This window comes from Aristaeella lactis, from assembly GCF_018118585.1.
GTDB lineage: Bacteria > Bacillota > Clostridia > Christensenellales > Aristaeellaceae > Aristaeella > Aristaeella lactis.
Genome location: NZ_CP069421.1, coordinates 461,731 through 481,639, shown reverse-complemented (window position 1 = coordinate 481,639; position 19,909 = coordinate 461,731). Strand labels below are relative to the sequence as shown.

15 protein-coding genes are annotated in these 19,909 nt (G+C 49.0%); 2 read left to right on the top strand and 13 right to left on the bottom strand.

The window, feature by feature from the left end:
- Positions 1–25: 25 nt before the first annotated feature.
- From JYE50_RS02325 to JYE50_RS02265, 13 genes are all read right to left on the bottom strand, one after another.
- Positions 26–1,066, bottom strand: coding sequence for a threonine aldolase family protein (locus JYE50_RS02325; protein WP_084094100.1), 1,041 nt, complete (start codon positions 1,064–1,066; stop codon positions 26–28).
- 87 nt (positions 1,067–1,153) lie between these two features.
- A complete protein-coding gene (locus JYE50_RS02320; protein ID WP_084094098.1) occupies positions 1,154–1,897 on the bottom strand; it encodes a GNAT family N-acetyltransferase in 744 nt (247 codons plus the stop codon).
- Positions 1,898–2,255: 358 nt separating this feature from the next.
- Complete coding sequence (locus JYE50_RS02315; RefSeq protein ID WP_179138157.1) at positions 2,256–2,783, bottom strand: histidine phosphatase family protein; 528 nt, start codon at positions 2,781–2,783, stop codon at positions 2,256–2,258.
- A gap of 134 nt (positions 2,784–2,917) precedes the next feature.
- Positions 2,918–3,622, bottom strand: a complete 705-nt coding sequence (locus JYE50_RS02310; RefSeq protein ID WP_084094096.1) for an aspartate/glutamate racemase family protein — start codon at positions 3,620–3,622, stop codon at positions 2,918–2,920.
- 151 nt (positions 3,623–3,773) lie between these two features.
- Positions 3,774–4,223, bottom strand: a complete 450-nt coding sequence (locus JYE50_RS02305) for a GNAT family N-acetyltransferase (RefSeq protein ID WP_179138156.1) — start codon at positions 4,221–4,223, stop codon at positions 3,774–3,776.
- Between the two features lie 249 nt (positions 4,224–4,472).
- Positions 4,473–4,874, bottom strand: coding sequence for a GNAT family N-acetyltransferase (locus JYE50_RS02300; RefSeq protein ID WP_084094093.1), 402 nt, complete (start codon positions 4,872–4,874; stop codon positions 4,473–4,475).
- A 21-nt stretch (positions 4,875–4,895) separates the two neighbouring features.
- Positions 4,896–6,209, bottom strand: a complete 1,314-nt coding sequence (locus JYE50_RS02295; protein WP_084094091.1) for a L,D-transpeptidase — start codon at positions 6,207–6,209, stop codon at positions 4,896–4,898.
- A gap of 464 nt (positions 6,210–6,673) precedes the next feature.
- On the bottom strand, positions 6,674–12,448 hold the full coding sequence (locus tag JYE50_RS02290) for a leucine-rich repeat domain-containing protein (RefSeq protein ID WP_084094089.1): 5,775 nt from the start codon (positions 12,446–12,448) through the stop codon (positions 6,674–6,676).
- Between the two features lie 180 nt (positions 12,449–12,628).
- Entirely contained in the window at positions 12,629–13,075 is a 447-nt protein-coding gene (locus JYE50_RS02285; protein ID WP_084094087.1) for a hypothetical protein, read from the bottom strand.
- A gap of 70 nt (positions 13,076–13,145) precedes the next feature.
- Entirely contained in the window at positions 13,146–14,477 is a 1,332-nt protein-coding gene (locus tag JYE50_RS02280; RefSeq protein ID WP_143329682.1) for a hypothetical protein, read from the bottom strand.
- 306 nt (positions 14,478–14,783) lie between these two features.
- On the bottom strand, positions 14,784–15,608 hold the full coding sequence (locus tag JYE50_RS02275; RefSeq protein ID WP_084094083.1) for an endo alpha-1,4 polygalactosaminidase: 825 nt from the start codon (positions 15,606–15,608) through the stop codon (positions 14,784–14,786).
- A gap of 185 nt (positions 15,609–15,793) precedes the next feature.
- Positions 15,794–17,653: a Na/Pi cotransporter family protein gene (locus JYE50_RS02270; RefSeq protein ID WP_179138155.1), complete on the bottom strand. Its 1,860-nt coding sequence runs from the start codon at positions 17,651–17,653 to the stop codon at positions 15,794–15,796.
- 436 nt (positions 17,654–18,089) lie between these two features.
- The gene (locus JYE50_RS02265; RefSeq protein WP_084094080.1) at positions 18,090–18,536 is read right to left on the bottom strand and encodes a hypothetical protein; all 447 of its coding nucleotides are present in this window, start codon (positions 18,534–18,536) and stop codon (positions 18,090–18,092) included.
- A gap of 317 nt (positions 18,537–18,853) precedes the next feature.
- Here JYE50_RS02265 and JYE50_RS02260 point away from each other — a divergent pair, with 317 nt between their 5' ends.
- On the top strand, positions 18,854–19,294 hold the full coding sequence (locus JYE50_RS02260) for a LytTR family DNA-binding domain-containing protein (protein ID WP_084094937.1): 441 nt from the start codon (positions 18,854–18,856) through the stop codon (positions 19,292–19,294).
- Positions 19,291–19,755, top strand: coding sequence for a DUF3021 domain-containing protein (locus JYE50_RS02255; protein WP_084094078.1), 465 nt, complete (start codon positions 19,291–19,293; stop codon positions 19,753–19,755). Before JYE50_RS02260 ends, JYE50_RS02255 begins: the two co-directional genes overlap by 4 nt.
- Positions 19,756–19,909: the final 154 nt, after the last annotated feature.

The window sequence follows — 19,909 nt, the reverse complement described above, 5'->3', positions numbered from 1 at the left end:
CATCTCCCTTTTCATGATTCCGGGATTATGCCAGGCTTCTTCCCAGTGCTTCGTCCAGTGCCTTCAGGTCTTCTTCCGTGGTGGACCAGCCGGTTGCGAACCGGACTACTGTATGGGTATCATCCGTCTTTTCCCAGAAGCTGAAGGCAATATCCTCTCCCAGCTTCTCCATCTGTCTGTTTTCCAGGATCACAAACTGCTGATTCGTCGGAGACTGGTTATAGAACGGAAGACCGTGTTTGCGGATAATATCCTTCAGTTTTTCAGCCATCTCAATCGCATGCCGGCCGATCCGGAAATACAGTTCATCCGTAAACAGCGCGTCAAACTGAACTCCCAGCAGCCGTCCCTTGGCCAGCAGTGCGCCGCGTTTCTTCACAGAAGTCAGGAAATGCTTCGGCATATTCCCTTTGGTAAAGACAATCGCTTCCCCGCACAGGGCACCGACCTTCGTTCCGCCAATATAAAACACATTGCACAGTTCAGCGATTTCCGGCAGCGTCAGGTCTGTTTTCCTGCTTTCCAGGGCATATCCCAGCCGGGCACCGTCCAGGAACAGAGGGATCCCGTACTCCCGACAGGTTTTTGAAATATCTGTCAGTTCCGCCTTGGAATACAGCGTGCCGTATTCTGTCGGATGGGACAGGTAAACCATTCCCGGAAAAGTCATGTGTTCATGGTTCTCATCCGCGAAATAGTCCTTCAGGTACTTTTCAAGTGTTTCAGGCACAATCTTTCCATCAGCTTGCGGCAATTCCAGAACCTCATGGCCGGTGTATTCAATCGCGCCTGCTTCATGGGTGCTCACATGGCCTGTTTTTGCGGCGATCACGCCCTCATAATCCGCCAGCATGGTGGATATCACAACCGCGTTTGTCTGTGTTCCGCCTGTCAGGAACCAGACCTCCGCTTCAGGCATCCCAACAGCCTTGCGAATCTTCTCTTTGGCACTCTCACAGTATGGATCCGAGCCATATCCCGGCAGCGGTTCGGTATTGGTTTCCATCAACCGTCTGAGGACCTCCGGATGGGCTCCCGCGATATAATCACTTTCAAACGATACCATGCCTGTTTTTCCTCCGATCACTTGTCTGTTCTGCAGCGGTTGAATAAACAATATTCGATAACAGTCAGCCGGAATCCTGTATCCGCTTTATTTCGCCTGCTTCATATACTGATATGTATACACCTTGCTGAATCCAAGCTTCTCATACAGTTTCATGGCCGCCTTGTTCGTCTGTACCACCTGCAGGTATGCGTACCGTGTTCCCCGTTCTTTCTCTTTGGCAAGGATCGCCCTGCAGAGCTTTTCACCGATTCCCTGTCCCCGCAGTGCCGGATCCACCACCACGTTCTGCAGCAGCGCGTATCCCTGTTCCGCCGCGGTTGAGGCACAGGCCACGGGCTTTCCGTCCTTCATCACTGTGCAGTAATACGCGTCTACCAGCACTTTGGACAGCATCTCGTTATAGATGGCCTGTACTGCCGTATCCTTCCGGTTTTCAAATTCATAGAATGCCGGCAACCATTCCCACGGTTCCGCGTCAAAAGCGCAGTCCTTCAGATCCGCTGCAGGATCTGTCTTCTCCAGATCCAGCACCATCACGTCCGTAGGCGTCACAACGCTGTATCCCCTTTTCAGCAGGTATTCAGTCAGTTCCGTGTCCAGTTCCGTTACCTTGAAGATCGCCGGCTGTCCCTGTTTCGCGTAGCGCGCTTCACAGTATGCCACCTTTTCTTCAATGCTCTTCCGGGAAGGATAAAGCACACTCACAGAGTTTGCCCGGCTCGTATATCCTTTGGAAAACCGCAGGAGCCATCCGTCATACTGCATCACATTCAGCGCCACATGTCCGTTCCCCGCGATCTCTTCCAAAAACCTGATATATTCTTTCATCTTCTTACTCCTGATTAAACTAAATCATCCTTTCCAGTCAAAAAGCTGGCATTCAGTTGTCCCCATTGTCATCTCGACCGAAGCCGAAGGCGGAGCGGAGAGATCTGATCAATTCAATCAAACAGCACTCTGTGCTGTTTGCACAACCATAAGCCCAGCGCAGCGTCTCTATATTTGCGTCAGCAAATATCCCGTTGCGACAGCAACACTTACTTTCACGTGGCCGGCAGGCCACATTTCACATTTGCTTCCTTAGAAAGTGTCATCCTGAGCAAGCGGTGCGAAGAGAGCGCAGTCGAAGGATCTCATGTCAAAGCAATTATATTGCTTTGACATATTTCATTGACAGTACAGATTCTTAGAATCTGTACTGTCTCACCTCTCCATTTCCTATCCCAAACCCGGCATACTCATCATTCGTCATCTCATAAAAATATGACTGCACAACCCGGGCAATCCCGTTATGCGCCACCAGGATATAATCGCCGCCGTCAGCTTTCAGCTCGTCCAGCAGGTTGTAAACCCTCTGGGCCAGCTGAAACATGGATTCACCGCCCTCGTAGCGGTTCAGGAACTGCTTCTTGGCTTCCCGGAACTCTTCACCGTTCCGCGGTGTGGATTCATATTTCCCGAAATGCTGTTCAAACAGCCTCGGTTCTTCCTTCATTGGAATCCCGGTGATCTCAGCGATATGCTTCGCCGTATCCTTTGCCCGGGATAGCGGTGAATACAGGATCAGATCCGCGTGGATACCCTTTTCCCGGATCTTTTCACCCGTTTCGATCGCCTGTTGGTGTCCCCGCTCCGTCAAAGGACTGTCCGTCGCCCCGCAGATCTTGTTCTCCACATTCCACACGGTCTCTCCGTGCCGCACAAAATAGATCATCCTTTTTCCTTCCATAACTGCCTGAAACATTCGTCGAAGACGAATAATTCATATTGGGCTTCATGCCCAATAATTCATATCAGCTGTAAGCTGATAATTCATATTACAAAGCAACTACGTTGCTTTGTAATAATTCATTGATTTCCATCTCCGATGGAAATCCTTATCAACTCTTCAATATGTATTTCCACGCTGTCCAGCACCGCCGCCGGGCAGTTTCCCTCATTCAGGATCATCGGCAGTTCCGTGCATCCCAGCACGACAGCCTCTATACCGTCCTGTTCCTGCATTTTCCGGATGATCGCCTGGAATTCATTCAGCGTGGATTCCTTTACAATGCCGTTCTCAAGCTCTTCCAGGATCCTTTTGGCGATCAGTTCCCTGTCCGCCTTTTCCGGAATGATAACTTCAATTCCGGCTTCCCGGAGATCCGTCTTCATGTAGTCCTTTTCCATTGTAAAGATAGTCCCCAGCAAGCCGATCCTCCGGTACCCCCTGCGCTGTGCCTCCCGGCACACTGCCCGGGGAATGCTGACAAGGTCTGCCTTCGTCTTCTTCAGCAGGTCATCCATCACAATATGCATCGTTCCGGCAGTCAGTGAGATCACTTCCGCGCCTCCTGCCTCCAGGCAGCTGATCTTCTCTGCCAGGTAATCCACCAGCAGGTCATACTGCCCTTTTTCAACATATTCCCAGGCCCGGCGGAAATTCACGCTTTCAATGGCAATGTCCGGCATGGCTTTACCGCCCGTCATCCGGTCTATCCTCGTATTCAGTTCCCTGTAATACATAAGCGTAGATTCCGGTCCTGTTCCGCCCACCAGCCCGATCTTTTTCATGTTCCCGTCCTCCAGCGGAACAGCAGGAGCTGTTGAAACGACGGGGATACCCCTTTTCGTTCCAACAGTTCTCCTGTTCCCTTTGCTTCAAAACTTTTTAATTCTGAAAAACAGCATTCATGCTGTTTTCTCCGCCATTATGAATTATGAATTATGAAATTTTTTGTTCCGGCAGCCTGTAAACCTCCAGATCGTCCCAGGTTTCGGTATACACAAACCCGTATTTCTCAGCAATGTGTTTGGTAACGGCCTGTTCCGGATCGCATTCGATCACCGGTTTCTTTCCGTCCGCTGCCGCTTTTTCCATCAGCAGCTTTGTCAGTGCGGATGCGTATCCCTTGTTCCAGTATTCCGGCAGCAGCACCCATCCCAGTTCCATGGTGTCTTCCTCATAGGTGCCGTAGATCACATAGCCGATGAACTTACCGTCATCCTCCGCTGTAAAAACACGGGGTTCGTCAGACAGGGCATATTCCAGGAATTCCTTTGTCTGCTCTTCGGTATAAGGTGGCTCCATGTATTTCATCACATCGGGATTGGATAAAAGGGTATGCAGCGATTCAAAATCAGTTTCTTTCATTTTACGGATCGTAATATTCATTTTCTTTTTCCTCCAGTAATGATGCATTGCAGTATTGTTCACCATTGAACAGGCAATAAACCCGGTACAGCGTCTCCATATTTGCCTCCGGCAAATATCCCGTGCGAAGCACAGTATATATCACGTGGCCGGTAGGCCACATTTCACATTTGCCGCAGGCAAATATTTCACATTGAACCGCTTGCGGTTCAATATTTCACATGTCAAAGCAATATAATTGCTTTGACATATTTCATTGGGTTTATGCGGCTATGCCCGCATAAACCCCTCGCACCCCATGTCCGACATCTTCCTGAATCCAACGGATTCATAAAAAGCGATCGTCTTCGGTGTGGAATCCGTTGTCAGTTCAATCTGGCGCACATGGCTGTATCGGGCCAATATCTCTTTCAGCAGGGCCGTTCCGATGCCTTTGCGCTGATATTCCGGAAAAACCAGGATATCCTGCACAAATACGATCGTGGCGCCATCGCCTACAACCCGGATGATTCCGGCCAGCTTATCATTCTCATAAGCTGCCAGTACCAGCAGGGACTGTTCAAATCCCTTTTGCAGAGCTGCCGGGTCGTTGGTATAGGCACTCCAGCCCACAGCTGAATAAAGCCGCAGTATTTCTTCTTCCCTGTAAGCAGGGTATTCTCTGATGTCCATAGATAAGTTATATGATTCCTTTCAATCCTTGTTAAGATAATCCCAGTAGTCCTGTCGAAGTGTATTCAGCAGTTCCTCGTGGTCCCCGCCTTCCGCATACACTTCATTCACGGCCTGGATGTCCTGGAGCCGCCGCTCCGGCACACAGTTCGGGCAGGCCTGCAGTTTGCTGTAGGGTGCCTCATCAAGCTGGGAATAGGTAAAGGGTGTAAAAGTAATCCCTTTCCCGTTGGTGCAGTGATCCTCCCGGTGGTAGTAGGAACCGCCGTTCGGATTGTAATACAGCACTGTTTCCGGATCGGGTTCCGGAAGCTGGCGTCCCTGCCAGTCCTCCCAGATAACGACCTTCACCTTGCCGCAGAGTTTCTCTGAATTCACCAGGTTATAGATCCACGCCATGTTGATCCCTTCAGGGGTCTTCAGGCGCTGCACCCGGATGCAGCCATGGCTGCACTTGGTGCCGAGTTTCGGTTCCGTTGTTTTGTAGTTATGTGAACCGTCCTTGTTTTTCTGATGGGGCACCTCATGCACTTCGTCCCCGCCGTTGAAACGGATGGCGTAGGCGCAGATCAGCTTGTCGCTGGTCAGCTGGCCGGTCATGTTGATCAGCAGGAACTCTCCGGAGCGCGTCTCGTTATACGGCTGATATTTTGATCCGTTCCACTGCACCAGGCCTGTGGAGCACAGGAGTGTGGCGATCATCTTTCCTTCCTGGAAAACATACAGCCGCTGTGCCAGCTTATCCACGACAAGGGCAAGCCGCTTTGTTGGCTCCACCTGCTTCAGGTATTTTGTCGGGATATAGCCGCTTACGAGCAGGTTCCATGCTTTGGTCTTTGTGGCCGGCTTGGAGAAAAAGGAACTGGAATAACATTCCACCAGGGACCAGCCGTTATCCAGCGTCTCGATCACGCGAAGTCCCTGTGACAGGTTGGATACTTCGCCGATGATCTTGGATTTCTCATCCGGTTCCTGATACAGGTAAGTCTGCACCTTGGTCAGCTGGGATTTGCTTTTGCCCTTGATCTTTCCCAGATCCACCACGGTGATCGGCTCCATGAGCATATTCCATACAGCTTCTTCATCGCTGATGTCCATTGGAGTGTTCCAGTAGGCTGATCCCTGCCCGTCTGTATAGGCACTGCCGTGGGACGGCGTGAAAACTTCCTCTGTTTCCAGGACAGGTGTCGCCTTTTCGATGGTTTCCGAAAGCTCATCATCCGGATCGACCCAGATATCTTCAACGATCTCGTCCTCTTCAGCCCATGCGAAACCACAGGTGCCCAGTAACACGAGCGCCAGCAGCAGGCAGAAAAGGGATCGCAACCGCATCATCTTGCGCAAACTCCTTCGTTCAGAGTCAATATGCTGTATATCATTGTACAATTATATGCCCGTGTTTTCAAGCATTCCTATCCTCTTCCCCAACATTTTTCTGCAAATTTCGTAATCGTTTTCCAGTTTCAGTAAATCCAAAATCTCATTTAATCGAAAAAACAGCGCTTCACAGCGCTGTTTTCTCCACCATTATTCATTATTCATTTTTCAGTCTTAAGTTTTAAGTAGTTCCCCGCCCGCAGGGGAGCGAAGGAAGCGGTGCCACAGTGTGGCATTTGCCTAAGGCAAAAGCGACCTGAACGACTCAAGCGAAACAAGCAATGCGAAGCGCTCCAAGCAAGCAGTGCGTCGATTGAGCTTGCGGAAGGCATATTTCACATCGGCCGCTCCATCGGCCGATATTTCACATTTCAAAGCAACACCGTTGCTTTGAAATATTTCATTTAACCCGTAAGGGTTATTTACTTTATTGGTTCAAACGTTATCCCGTTCTTTTTACAATACTTCTCTGCGCACGATCCTTTCCTGGCTTTGCAAACAATGTCATAAAACTTTGGGATTGCGGCATCTTCAATGGTAATCACACTGTCCGGAATAATAATTTCCGTCATTTGAGAGCAATTCTGTAAAGAGACAGTCCCGATGACCTTGATTCCTGCCGGAACCGTATAAGCACCTTTGATCGATCCGGCGACACTGATTAATGTCATTGTCCTCTTTTCAATCAGCACCCGGTCTTTCACTTCATAGACAGGATGATCCTTGGAAATCTGAACAGTCGTCAGGTTATTGCAGTCATCAAACGCACCGGCTCCGATGCTGTATACACTGTTGGGGATCGTAACGGAATTCAGCATACCGCAATGCATAAATGCCTGGGTTCCTATTTCTTTAATTCCTTCCGGAATAAAGACCTCTTCCAGGTTCGTGGCACCTGTGAAGGCACACATGCCAATTATCTGTACACTGTCCGGCAGAATAACCTTTTTCACTTCACTGCTGCAGAAGGCATCTTCCAGGATTTCCGTTATTCCCCAGCTCACCTCATATGTTTCTCCCATACCGCAGGCCGTGATCATCTGCATGTTTTTCTTATTGATCAGTGCGCAATTGCTGAACGCGTAGATCGGATGATTCGGGGAGATCGAAAAGGACAGCATGTTATAGCACTGCAGGATCGGCGGTTGTCCAATCTCTTCAATACTGTCCGGCAGGCTGATGTTTTTCAGGTTTTCACAATAAGAGAATGCCCAATGGCTGATCTTTTTCACGCCTTCCGGAATAATAACCACCGTAAGATTGTTGCAATTCATAAACGCCTGATACCCGATTGATGTCACCGCGTATCCGTCCAGCATCGCCGGGATCCTGCCGTCTGTAATACTCTCTTTGACAGATGTGATCTCAGCTGTTCCGTCTTCCTTTACCTTGTACCCGAACAGTTTCGGATCCGCTGTTTCCTGTCCGGCATCCGTCCCTGGAGCTTCTTCAGCTGCCGGTGCGGCTGGTTCTGCCTTCGCCTGTTCAGTTTCAACTGTTGCAGGCGCCGTCTCTGCCTGCTCCTGCTCCGCTTTCAGCGCGGCAGGTGCCGGCATTTGCGGATCTGCCTCCTCAAATCCCAGGCCCAGTTCGCTGATCTTCTTTCCGCCAAACAATCCGGTTGTGGGATTGTAGTCATAATAATTCCTTTCCGGGCGATACTGGGAAACATACCCGCTCAGCAGCTTTCCATATCGATCAAAGCTCAGGATCATATCCGCGTTTTCCATGCGTTTACTGATTGATGATTTGCTGATTGTTCCGTTTACATAATTGATTGTTTTTCCTATGCCGCCGGCTCCCATAGCGTTAAATCCCTGGGATTGTGTTCTTTCCTCATACGTTACATAGGTTTTCTTGCTGATCGAATACTTCAGATACCAGTCCGTCTGCTCGTTTTCATACGTTGTGCCGACCCATACACCGTCTTCCATGGTCAGGACGCCATCCCGGATCATCTGACTGGCCTCTTCTATCCTGCCATAATAATCATCACTGGAAAACGCATTGGGATAATATGCACCGAATCTGGTTTCTTTCCTGACAGCATCGTATGTCAATTCAATAGCATACCGGAAATCCTTTTTACTGTACTCCAGGTTCATCTCTGTAGCACCCATAGCTTCAAAAGGATAATCCGTCACAATCTGCGGCTTACCTGCGTCATCGAATTCCACGCTAACCGTGAAGTCCACGGCCATCGGGATCTTCGACACCTCTGTAAATTCATCCATCGAAGGCTTTTCAACCGCTGTCACAGCCACGGAATCAGTCTTTCCCTGCTCTGTTTTCAGTACTGCAGGCGCATACACCTGGACGTCTTTATCCTCAAAGCCAAGGCCCAGTTCACTGATCTTCTTCCCGTCAAACAGGCCGGTGGCAGGATCATATTCATAGAATATTTGAGCCGGATAATGCTGCGAAATATAGCCGTATACCACTTTGCCATATTCGTCAAAACGCAGGATCATATCGAGTTTTTCCCCGCGTTTCATATAGTATGAACCGCTGAGCATTCCGTTATTATAACTGATCTGGTTTATCTCTCCGCCTGTACCCATGGCGTTAAAGCCCTGGGAGTGAGTTTTTTCCTCATATGACAAATAGGTCTTTTCGCTGATGGAATACTCCAGGTACCAGTCTGCTTTCTCACTATGGAATGATGTGCCGATCCAGACACTGTCCTCCATGGTCAGTTCTCCGTTCTGGACCATCTTGCTGGCCTCTTCCACTATTTCATAATAATCCTCACTGGAGAAGGCCTGGGGATAATAGCCGCTGAACCTTGTTTCTTTTGTAGCAGCATCATACCTCATATCAATTGCGCTTCGGAAATCCTTTTTGCTGAACACAAGGTTCATTTCTGTAGCGCCCGTGGCTTCAAAGGGATAATCTGTCACGACATGCGGCTTGCCCTCGTCATCGAATTCCAGGCTGACCGTAAAGTCCACGGCCATCGGGATTTTTGATACGCTGGTAAACTCGTCTATCGAAGGCTTTTCAATTGCTGTCACAGACGCAGATTCAGTCTTTTGTTCTGTCTCTGCTGTTCCGGCATATTTCTGCTCCGCTTCCAGTGCCGCAGGCGCGGTCACCTGCAGGTCCTCATCTTCGTATCCAAGTCCCAGCTCGCTGATCTTTTTCCCGCCAAACAGTCCTGTAGCAAAATCGTAGTAAAAAGAATTACTTTCCGGACGGTACTGAGAAATATAGCAGGAGTTCATATGACCGAACTGATCAAAGTACAGGCACAGATCAGCATTTTCGGTTCTTTTCTGATAATAGGACCGCACCAGTTCATCACCCGAATAAGCGAGCTTTTTCCTGATTCCGCCTGTACCCATGGCGTTAAAACCCTGGGAATGGGTTTTTTCCTCATATGAAACATAGGCTTTCTTACTGATGGAATACTCCAGATACCAATCCGTCTGCGCATTTCTATACGCTGTACCGACCCAGACGCTGTCATTCATGGTCACTTCGCCGTTCCGGATCATATCCCAGGCTCCTGATGTATCGTGGTCAGGAAATAACTTGCCATTATAGCCTGTAAGCCATGTTCTTCCGGTATCAGCATAGTAACTCAGCACAACGGCTTCCGGGATATCGCCTTTATCATACCGCAGGTTCATTACCGCCGCGCCCATGGTCTCAAATGGATAATCCGTCACAATACGAGGCTCACCCTCGTCATCGAATTCCACGCTGACCGTAAAGTCCACGGCCATCGGGATTTTCGAAACGCTGGTAAACTCGTCGATCGGAGGCTTTTCAATTGCTGTCACAGCCGCAGGCTCAGTCTTTGCCGGCGCCTGCTCTGCTTCCAGTGCAGCAGGTGCCGGTATTTGCAGGTCTGCCTCCTCAAATCCCCAATCCAGTTCGCTGATCTTTTTTCCACCAAACAGTCCGGTTGAGAGATTATAGTCGTAGGCGCTTCCTCCCACAACACGCTGGGTAACATACCCGCTAAGCAGCTTTCCATATCGATCAAAGGACAGGATCAAATCAGCTTTTTCCAAACGTTTCGTAATCGATGAGCCGGATATTTTCCCGTTTGTATAATTGATTGTTGCACTTTTGCCGCCTATTGCCATTGCGTTATATCCATGGGATTGGGTTTTTTCTTCATATAAAACATAGGATTTCTTACTGATGGAATACTCCAGATACCAGTCCGTATTCTCGTTTTCATACGTTGTACCAATCCAGACACTGTCATCCATGGTCAGGACGCCATCCCGGATCATCTGACCGACCTCTGCAATCCTGTCAGTATAATTATCGCTGGAAAACGCTTTTGGAGTATACCATCCCATTCTTGTTTCTTTCCTGACAGCATCATACACCAGTTCAGTGGCATGCTTGAAATTCTTCTTGCTGTATTGCAGACCCAGCTCTGTAGCACCCATAGCTTCAAAAGGATAGTCCGTCACAATGTGCGGCATGCCTGCGTCATCGATTTCCACGCTGACTGTGAAGTCCACAGCCATCGGGATCTTTGATACGCTGGTAAACTCTTCGATCGAAGGTTTTTCAATCGCCGTCACAGCCGCAGATTCAGTCTTTACCTGTTCAGTCTTATCTGTTTCCGGCTCAATCTCCGCTCGTTCTGACTCTTCTGTTACGGCAGCCGGTTCAGCATTATCCTGTTCCTTTCCAAGTGCGGCAGGCGCGGCTGCCTGCAGGTCTGCTTCTTCAAATCCAAAGTCCAGTTCGCTGATCTTCTTCCCGTCAAATAGTCCGGTTTCGGCATTGTATTCATAGGTTTTGCTTTCCGGACGGTACTGAGAAACAGAGCATTTGCTCATATTGCCGAACTGATCAAAGTTCAGGATCATATCAGCATTTTTCATGCGCTTAATGATTGATGAGTCGCTTATTATTCCGTTTTCATAATTGATTGTTTTTGCTGTACCACCGGATCCCATGGCGTTAAATCCCTGGGAATGTGTTTTTTCCTCATAAAACACATAAGCTTTCTTGCTGATGGAATACGCCAGATACCAGTCTGTCTGCTCGTTTTCATTTGTTGTACCGACGTAGACACTGTCATGCAGGGTCAGGACGCCGTTCCGGATCATGTCTCCTGCTCCTGATGTATCAAAGTCAGGGAATACCTTCCTGTTAAAACCAATGATTCTTGTTTTACCGGTTTCGGCCCGGTAATTCACCGTGATGGCGCCCCTGATATCATCTTTATCATACGTCAGGTTCATTTCGGTGGCACCCGTGGTTTCAAACGGATAATCCGTCACAACACGCGGATTGCCCGCGTCATCGAACTCCACACTGACCGTAAAGTCCACAGCCATCGGGATCTGTGACACGCTGGTATAGCCAACAGACACGAGCGTTTCTTCCGCTGTCACAGCCGCAGGTTCAGTCTTTGCCGGTTCCGTCTCTGTTGCTGCAACAGCCTGCTCAGCATTGACCTGATCCCTTCCAAGTGCGGCAATCGCAGGTACCTGCAGATCCTCATCATCAAATCCAAGCTCCAGTTCGCTGAGCTTCTTTCCGTTGAAAAGACCGGTGGTCTTGTCGTAACTGTAGAAGGAGGATTTCCGGTAATTCGGATCAATCCTGCAGTCGGTAACTTCCCCGTTCACATCATAGATGATCCACAGGTCCGCGTCTTTGGAACGTTTCATGAAACTTGAATAGATCAGGTTGCCGTCAGCATCATAGCTGGCGCTTTTTATCGTTCCTCCCGTTTCAATGCCATTATCGGGCTGGGCATAGGTTTTTTCATCGTACTGGAAGAATCGTCCTCCTTCCAGGGAATAAAGCAGGAACCAGTCTGTTTCCGGACCATAGTTTGATGTGTTGATACTTATCGTATTATCCACAGTCAGCTGTCCGCTCCGGAGCGCCTGGTTTGCCGCCTGGAAGCTGGAGTAACGGTTATTCCAGATAACCACCCGGGTTTCCCCTGTGTTAAACTCATATGTCAGTTCCACCGCCTTCAGCGTTCCGGCGGTATTGTAATTCAGGACCATTTCCGTCGCTCCGGTGGATTCGAACGGATAATCCGTCACGATATGCGGTTCACCGGCGTCATCAAACTCCAGCATGAATGTGAAGTCCACAGCCATGGGAATCTCAGAAACGCTGGTGTAGTTCGTTTCTGCCGAGGCAATACCGGTGAATACGATGCCTGCCAGCAGTACCGCCGCCATAATGATCAGGAACTTTTTCATTTCTTTTGTCTCCCTTCACTTTGCTCCGTGAAAAAACCAGGAGGGCATTTTTCTCTGATATGATTCTATCATGTCTTGAATCACAACGGTGTAACAATCCTGTAAATTCTGTAAACCGGTCTGTACAAAAAGCGCAGGAGACATTCCTGTGTCTCCCGCGTCATTCATTACAGATATATCTCAGCCCGGCGGAAACCATCTTCTCCCCTCAAAGATCCGGTACATTTCTTTGAAGATAGCATCGTTTTCCACTGATTCTGTGCAGCATGCCGGACAGTCTTTCGGTCCGCCTTTGGCAACAGCGTATACACTGATCACCATAAGGCATATATTGAAAAGAAAAACAACCGTATATTTACGTTTATCTTCCCCGCACATGAGCTTATAAACCGCGTACGCCGCAAAGCCAAGGCTGAAGAATCCGTTCAAAGCGGACGATAAAGGGATTGATTCCATGTGTGAGAAAGCAATCTTAAACACATACCAGTGAACATAGTAAAAAGCGTTCGCAAACAGCAGCAGCGCATACAGGACCAGGGAAATAATGATGAGCGAGATTCTCACCTTTCTTTTGGTCAGCCAGAATGGAATAGCCAAAAGGATAACGCGAATCGGCAAAGCGATCATTTACGTCTCCCTCCCTCCTTCATCTGCCTATATAACGCTCCACCCCTTACCTGAATTCCATGGCATCGTTTCATTTTTGTTCGGCGGTATCACGTACAAGGTAAATCTTTATCGGATCCGGACCATACCATTTCTGGGTCTTGATATAGATTCTGCCCTTTTCTCCCCATAGCTTCATGGGGTAATCCTCTGGCCCGTTCTCTATCCCGTTGCGGGATATAACCCTGCCGTTTCCGTCAAAGAAAACAAGCTTGTCAACGATTGTTCCCCTGAATGTAACTCCGCAGAATATTTCCCCCGGCAGGCATACTGATTCCAGATACACCGGAATCTCCAGCTCAATTCTTTTCTGTTCTCCGCTGTTCAGGTCAATCCTGAACAAGTCATTTTCATCGCCATGTCTTTCATACTGTGTATAGCCATATTGTTCCCTGAAAAAATAAAAGTATGATGCTTTGGGATCTGTCTTGAACCGCCTGTTCTCTTTGAGTTCCCTGTCCATGATCACCATCTGCTCACGCATGGAATATACATAACATCCCATATACGGATTCCAGTAAAAGGCATATGCCTTTTTTGTGCTGTCCGGTAAAACATATTCAGTCAGCATGGCACCGTCCGTGGCTGCCAGGCGGCACACTTTATCATTCCTGTCCCTGTTTTCATCATGGAAACTCATCTGAATGACAGCCTCGTCAAGGTCCGCCTGGACAAATTGAAGCTGCTCACGCATCCCGTTCAGTCCCGGTGCAAAAGTCCACAGCGTCCTGCCCTCAGGATCCACACAGGTTATTTCATGATAGTCCGGTGAAAGGCGAAGCCTGTATGGGCTTTTTTTCTCCTGGTTCCGCACAGATTCAGGCCATTGTTCCGGCGGAAGCAGTTCCAGAACAAAGCGATTGGGCCGGTTCCGGAATTCCTTTTCCCGTGCCTTCAGCGTTTTCCAGGTTTCATCGCTTTTCTTTACCTTCCCAATCTCTTCCTGTTCATAGACAACGTCAAAGGGAAGACCAAAGGTTTCTTCCAGCAGCCTGAAGCTTTCGTCCACAGAGGTACACCATTTCATCATCCGAAGCTTTTTCAGGACTGTCGGATCCTCCGGGAACATTTCTCCCGCATCCTTCAGTTTCGAGCTTGTTCCGCTGTTATCGATCGAGGCAATCTTCTTTCCGTCCCGGTAAAACATCAGCTCGAAAAGTTCATCGTCAAAGCAGAAGAATGCCAGCGCGTCCCCGGGGAAAAACCGTGTAAGGCGTGTGATCTTCCGCCAGTTGTTATCCTCACACAGCAGGATCGTCCACCCGTCGAATCCGCCCAGCAGCCTGCTCTTTCCCTGGATCTTTCCTTCAGGAATATTCACATCATCGCCGTGAAAATACAGGTTACAGTATGTCGCGCCCATTTTCATCCCACTCTCTGTCAATGCTCTTTCGGTCTCTCCGCGACCATATTACCCGCTGTCAAACCACGAATCAATAAATTCCCCTCAGAATTTACTATATTGTTACACCCTTTACAGCATTTCCCGCCAAAAACGGAACCCCGGGACGGTTCCTGGTTCCATTTTCTAAAAAGTAGAACAGAGGAACCGTCCCGGGGTTCCGTTTTGGCTCATCAATTCAAAGAAAGCGCGTTTCCACGCGCTTTCTTCCACCATTATTCATTTTTCAGCCTTAAGTTTTAAGTTTTAAGTGGCAGCTCTGCTGCCTCACCCGTCCAGCTCAATCGAATCCGACACGTAATACAGATAGTTATGTTCCTTGCAGAACTCATCGATTTCCTTGATCAGTTCCTCATCCGTGGTGTATTCGATCAGGTAGATATCCGCCCCCTGGGAACCGTACCGGCCGATATAGGATTCAAAGTATTCCCGGTCTTCCGGATCAGCCCTGCCGAAGGCATTCTCGTCCCAAAGGATCGTGGAGATCACGGATTCCTGGGCAATGCCCGTGATCACGTCGCTCCACTTGCCGCCCTGCTCGCAGTAGGCATCCATAAAGGTATCCCCGCTGTTGATGATCACTTTCTTCCCTGTCTGCACAAGGCTCTTCATGATCACGGAAAGGCCTTCCAGAATTTCCGGCCGGGGATATACATAATAGACGTCGCAGTTGTCCACGAAAAAGCCGTCAATCTCCTTGTCCATCAGCCAGACGGCAACATTCTTCAGGATCAGGTCCTGCCAGCGCGGATTGGAAACGTCCACCCATACTTCCTCTTCCCAGTGCTCATAGGCACCCAGGGCCAGATCCTTGTACTCGTCATAGTAATCCCGGAAATCTTCCAGGGAACCGACGTTGATATAGGAGAAGACTTTATGACCCTTGCTCCGGAAACTGTCAATCTGTTCTTTTGTATAGTACTGGGCATCGATCACAATGGTTTCGTAATCCCCGAACTGTTCCAGGTCATCACAGACGTTCAGGATCACGCCAAAGGGATACTTGAATCCGGGAGCCGTTTCCGCTCCGGCAGTACCCATCACCAGCACCAATACTGTCAGGATAATCATTGCGCGTTTTATGATTTTCATTTTTTCGCCCTCCGCGGTTTACTCTGCAGTCATTATACATTATTCATTGTTATTGGTTCATTGATTTATATTGTTCATTGCAAATTACTTATTGACTTCAATTGTTCATTCTTCATAAGTCCGAAAGACGCATCAATTCAAAAAAACAGCGCCCCCGCGCTGTTTTATCCTGAATTGTTCATTATTCATTGTTCATTGTTCATTGACAATGCTTCTTCCATCGTAATCTGCTGTCCCTGGTCTCCCGTTTCCTTTTCCCTCAGCCGGTCAAAATACTGCTTCCGCGTCTGCCGCAGCACCGTCTTGTATTCCGCGCTGCCGTTCTCGTCCAGCGTCTCCAGGAACATATGCTCCCGGGAAGCCAGTTCCGGATAGATCCGGATCAGGGTCGCCATACCGATGTTGGAACAGATACCCGCAACCCGCTTATATTCCGCCATCAGGTTGGAGAAGATGGCATCGGCCAGAAAGGAGCACTCACCTGCGCTCATGCGGTTCAGGTGATTCTGGGTCATCTGGTTGATCAGGTCGTTCACCACATGCACCTTCGGCTCGATCAGGGCAGCGGCCTGTTCATTCTTCCCGGAGAAAGCCTCCTCCGCGTTGTTCAGCACATCTTCCATCAGATCCTGCAGGATCTTCAGCTCGCCTTTGCATTTATCGGAGAAAGCGGTATTGTTCTCGGACAGCCTTGCCGCGATATCCGCGATCTTCACCGCCTGGTCGCCCAGCCGTTCAAATTCCGTTGTCTCTTTGTAATACTGGTTCAGGATATCCGTATACTGGTCGCTCTGCAGATGCGGCAGAAGCTCCACCAGGTAGCGGCTCAGGTTATCCGTCAGCCGGTCCAGCTGCAGTTCTTCCGCGTTGATCTTGTCATTCCGTTCTTTGGAATAATCTTCAAACTGTTTCTGCGCCTTGCCCAGGTTTGCCCGGGCAATGGTAAACATGGTCTGCAGCGTATCAAAGCAGCTGCCCAGGGCCAGCGCGGGTGTGTTATAGAACACAGGGTTCAGGCCCCTGATCACCTCGTCATATTTGGTTGTAACTGTCTTGTCCTTGCCAACGATCCGGTCGCTCAGCCGTTCATGGAAACCGATCACAGGAAGCAGGCAGACCGCGCATACAAGGTTGAATACCGTGTTCGTATTTGCGATCATACCGGAATTCACCGTGGCATCCCAGAGGTTGTCAAGCAGTCCGAGATGATGAATGATCGTGATCACGATCAGAACCATAGCACTTTTGCTCAGGTTGTACAGGATATTCACGATACCGACCCGCCGTGCTTCCCGGTTTGCGCCGATGGAGCATACAATAGCTGTTGTCACGCAGTCTCCCAGGTAAATACCGACGATTACGGAATAGATGGCTTTAAAGGTCAGCAGTCCGCTGGCGGAAAACGCCTGCAGGATACCAACTGCTGCCGAAGAGCTTTGCAGCATAAACGCCACGCCCGCGCCGGTCAGGTAACCCAGGAACGGATTGTTGCCCAGTCCGGAAAAAAGCTGTTCCACCATGCCGGATTTCTGCAGTGCATTCACGGCGCTGGTCATGTTCAGCAGGCCGGAAAACAGGATGCCGAAACCGATCGCTATATTACCGATAGAACGTGAATTTCTCAAAATCCCTGTCATGATCAGCAGGATACCGATGATCAGGGCAATAGGCGCCAGTGTGGAAGGCTGGAAAATGCGAAGGAATGAAGTATCTCCGGAAGTATTCAGGTCCAGCAGCCGGATAATCTGTCCCGTTACCGTTGTACCGACGTTAGCGCCGATAATAATACCCAGTGACTGGTGCAGCGTCAGGATTCCGGCTGCAACAAGGCCTGAAGTGATCACGATGGTTGCCGTGGAGGACTGGATCAGGGCGGTAACAGCAATACCCAGGATAAATGCCTTCAGGGGGTTGTCTGTCACTTTTTCCATGACATGCTTCAGTGTCCCCGAGGAGTTTTCCTTCAGGGAATCGCCCATCAGGCGCATGCCGTACAGGAACATTGCCAGGCCGCCCAGCAGGGACAAAACGTCAAAAAAGTTCATCTTTTTTCCGTCTCTTTCGCTTATGCATAAAGGTTTTCCGGAAAACCCCAAAACCGCGTTTATCATACCAAAAAATATCCTTATACGTAAAGAACAAAATCACATTCTGAACATCTTCCCCCATATTTTATTTTCCAATCAAATAAACAGCGTCCGAAGACATTGTTCTCTCCGCAATTGTTTATTGCTTATTTCCTTGCCCGCCAGGTGTCATCCGCAGGCACATTGTCCCTATTGTCATCTCGACCGAAGCGGTGAGATCTGAAAAAACAAAAAGAAAGCGCGTTCACACGCGCTTTCCTCCACCATTATTCATTGTTCATTGTTCATTGTTAATTGATATGGCACATTGTCCCTATTGTCATCTCGACCGAAGCGGACAGATCTGAAAAGACAAAAAGAAAGCGCGTTCACACGCGCTTTCCTCCACCATTATTCATTGTTCATTGTTAATTGTTAATTGATATTCTCCTCCCTCTCCGATGAGAAAAATATCATACTCTTTCCCTAATTCGAATTCCTGTTCGATCGTTCCCACCTTGTGTTCCTCCATTTCTTTTCCCATCATCACCTGGAGGATCGCGTCTTCCGGCGCAAGGTCCGATACCCCGTATGCCACCTCAATCCGCAGGTCTTTCAGTTCCTCCGGGTTGTCCGTGGAATAGGGGCAGCGGTAAAAGTCTTCTCCCTCATCGGGAGTGGAACACACGTATCCCATATACTGCTCGCCCGCATAAAAATCAAAGCGGAGATAGGAAATTTCCAGGCCGCTTTGGTCATAAATCTTCAGCAGGAAGGAATCATCTCCCGCTTCTTCCTCCGCAAATGCGGCGGTTCCCATCAGCAGGCACAGGCACAGGATCCAGGTTAACAGTTTCTTCATCGTTCTCTTTCCTCTTTTCCGCGCCGTTTCCGGCGCTGTTCTTCCCTGCCATACTATCCGGAACAGATGAACGCCTTATGAACACACCGTAAACTCATAGTTCTTAAATAAATACTATAAAAGAAAAGCGTGTCTCACACGCTTTTTCTTCCACAATTGTTCATTGTTAATTGTTCATTGTTCATTTTCACAAGATGTATTTCAACATCTTGTGAACAGCCACTTATTTCCATTTTCCTACCATTTATCGAAAAACTATGGAAACCGTACCGGCCTTCCCATATAATACAATCACCCGGGAGAAAGGAGCCAAAAAAGTGCAGGTTGAGATAAAGATCGATGCGTCCGTAACCGAGCCGAAAGTGATCGTCGTGGCGAATGAGCTCACGGAGGAGGTCAACGCGCTGATCCAGGTGCTGTCCGAATCCGAACCAAGGATGATCACAGGTTTCCGGGATGACACCGTCACCGTATTGGATGAAAAGGATATCCTCAGAATCTATGCCGCCAACGGCAAAGTATACGCGGTTTTGCCGTCCGGCGAGTACGCGCTGCGTCTTCGCCTGTATGAAGCCGAGGAGCGCCTGAAATCGTCCCGCTTTGTCCGGATTTCCAATTCCGAGATCATCAATCTCAGGAAAGTCAAAAGCTTTGACCTGAGTTTTACCGGAACGATCTGCGTCATTCTGTCAGACGGCAGCAAAACCTATGTTTCAAGACGTTATATGTCAAAAATCAAGGAGGTATTAGGAATATGAATAAGCAGCTTTGGAAAAAAGCCTTTTCACGGGCCCTGATCGGCATGCCCATCGGGCTTACGATCAGCACAGTCATAACCATCATCATTTCCCTGTGCAAGGCGGACGGACAGTATTATCCTGTCGTTCCCGCCCTGGTTGCGGACTGCGGTTCCGAGATCAACGCCGTCCTGATCCAGGCGCTCTGCTCCTTCCTGTACGGAGCCATCTTTGCGGGTGCTTCGGTTGTTTTTGAAACAGACTGGAGTCTGACTAAAATGACGGTTGTGCATTTGATTGCCATTTCCCTTGCGGTACTGCCCATCGCCTACTTCATGCAGTGGATGGCACATACCTTCGTCGGCTTCCTGATCTACATCGGCATCTTCCTGCTGATCTATGCGATCATCTGGCTCATTAACTACCGCAAGATCCGCACCGGCGTCGATGCCATCAACCAGAAAATCAAAACCACCCTCTAACCCATCATACAATCATAAAAATCGCTCCCTTCCGGGAGCGATTTTTTCTTCCATATGCTCAGCGCAGCGTTTATATATTTGCGTCAGCAAATATCACGTGCGAAGCACAGTAAATCTCACATTCGCTGGGGAGCGAAGGAAGCGGTAGCCCAGT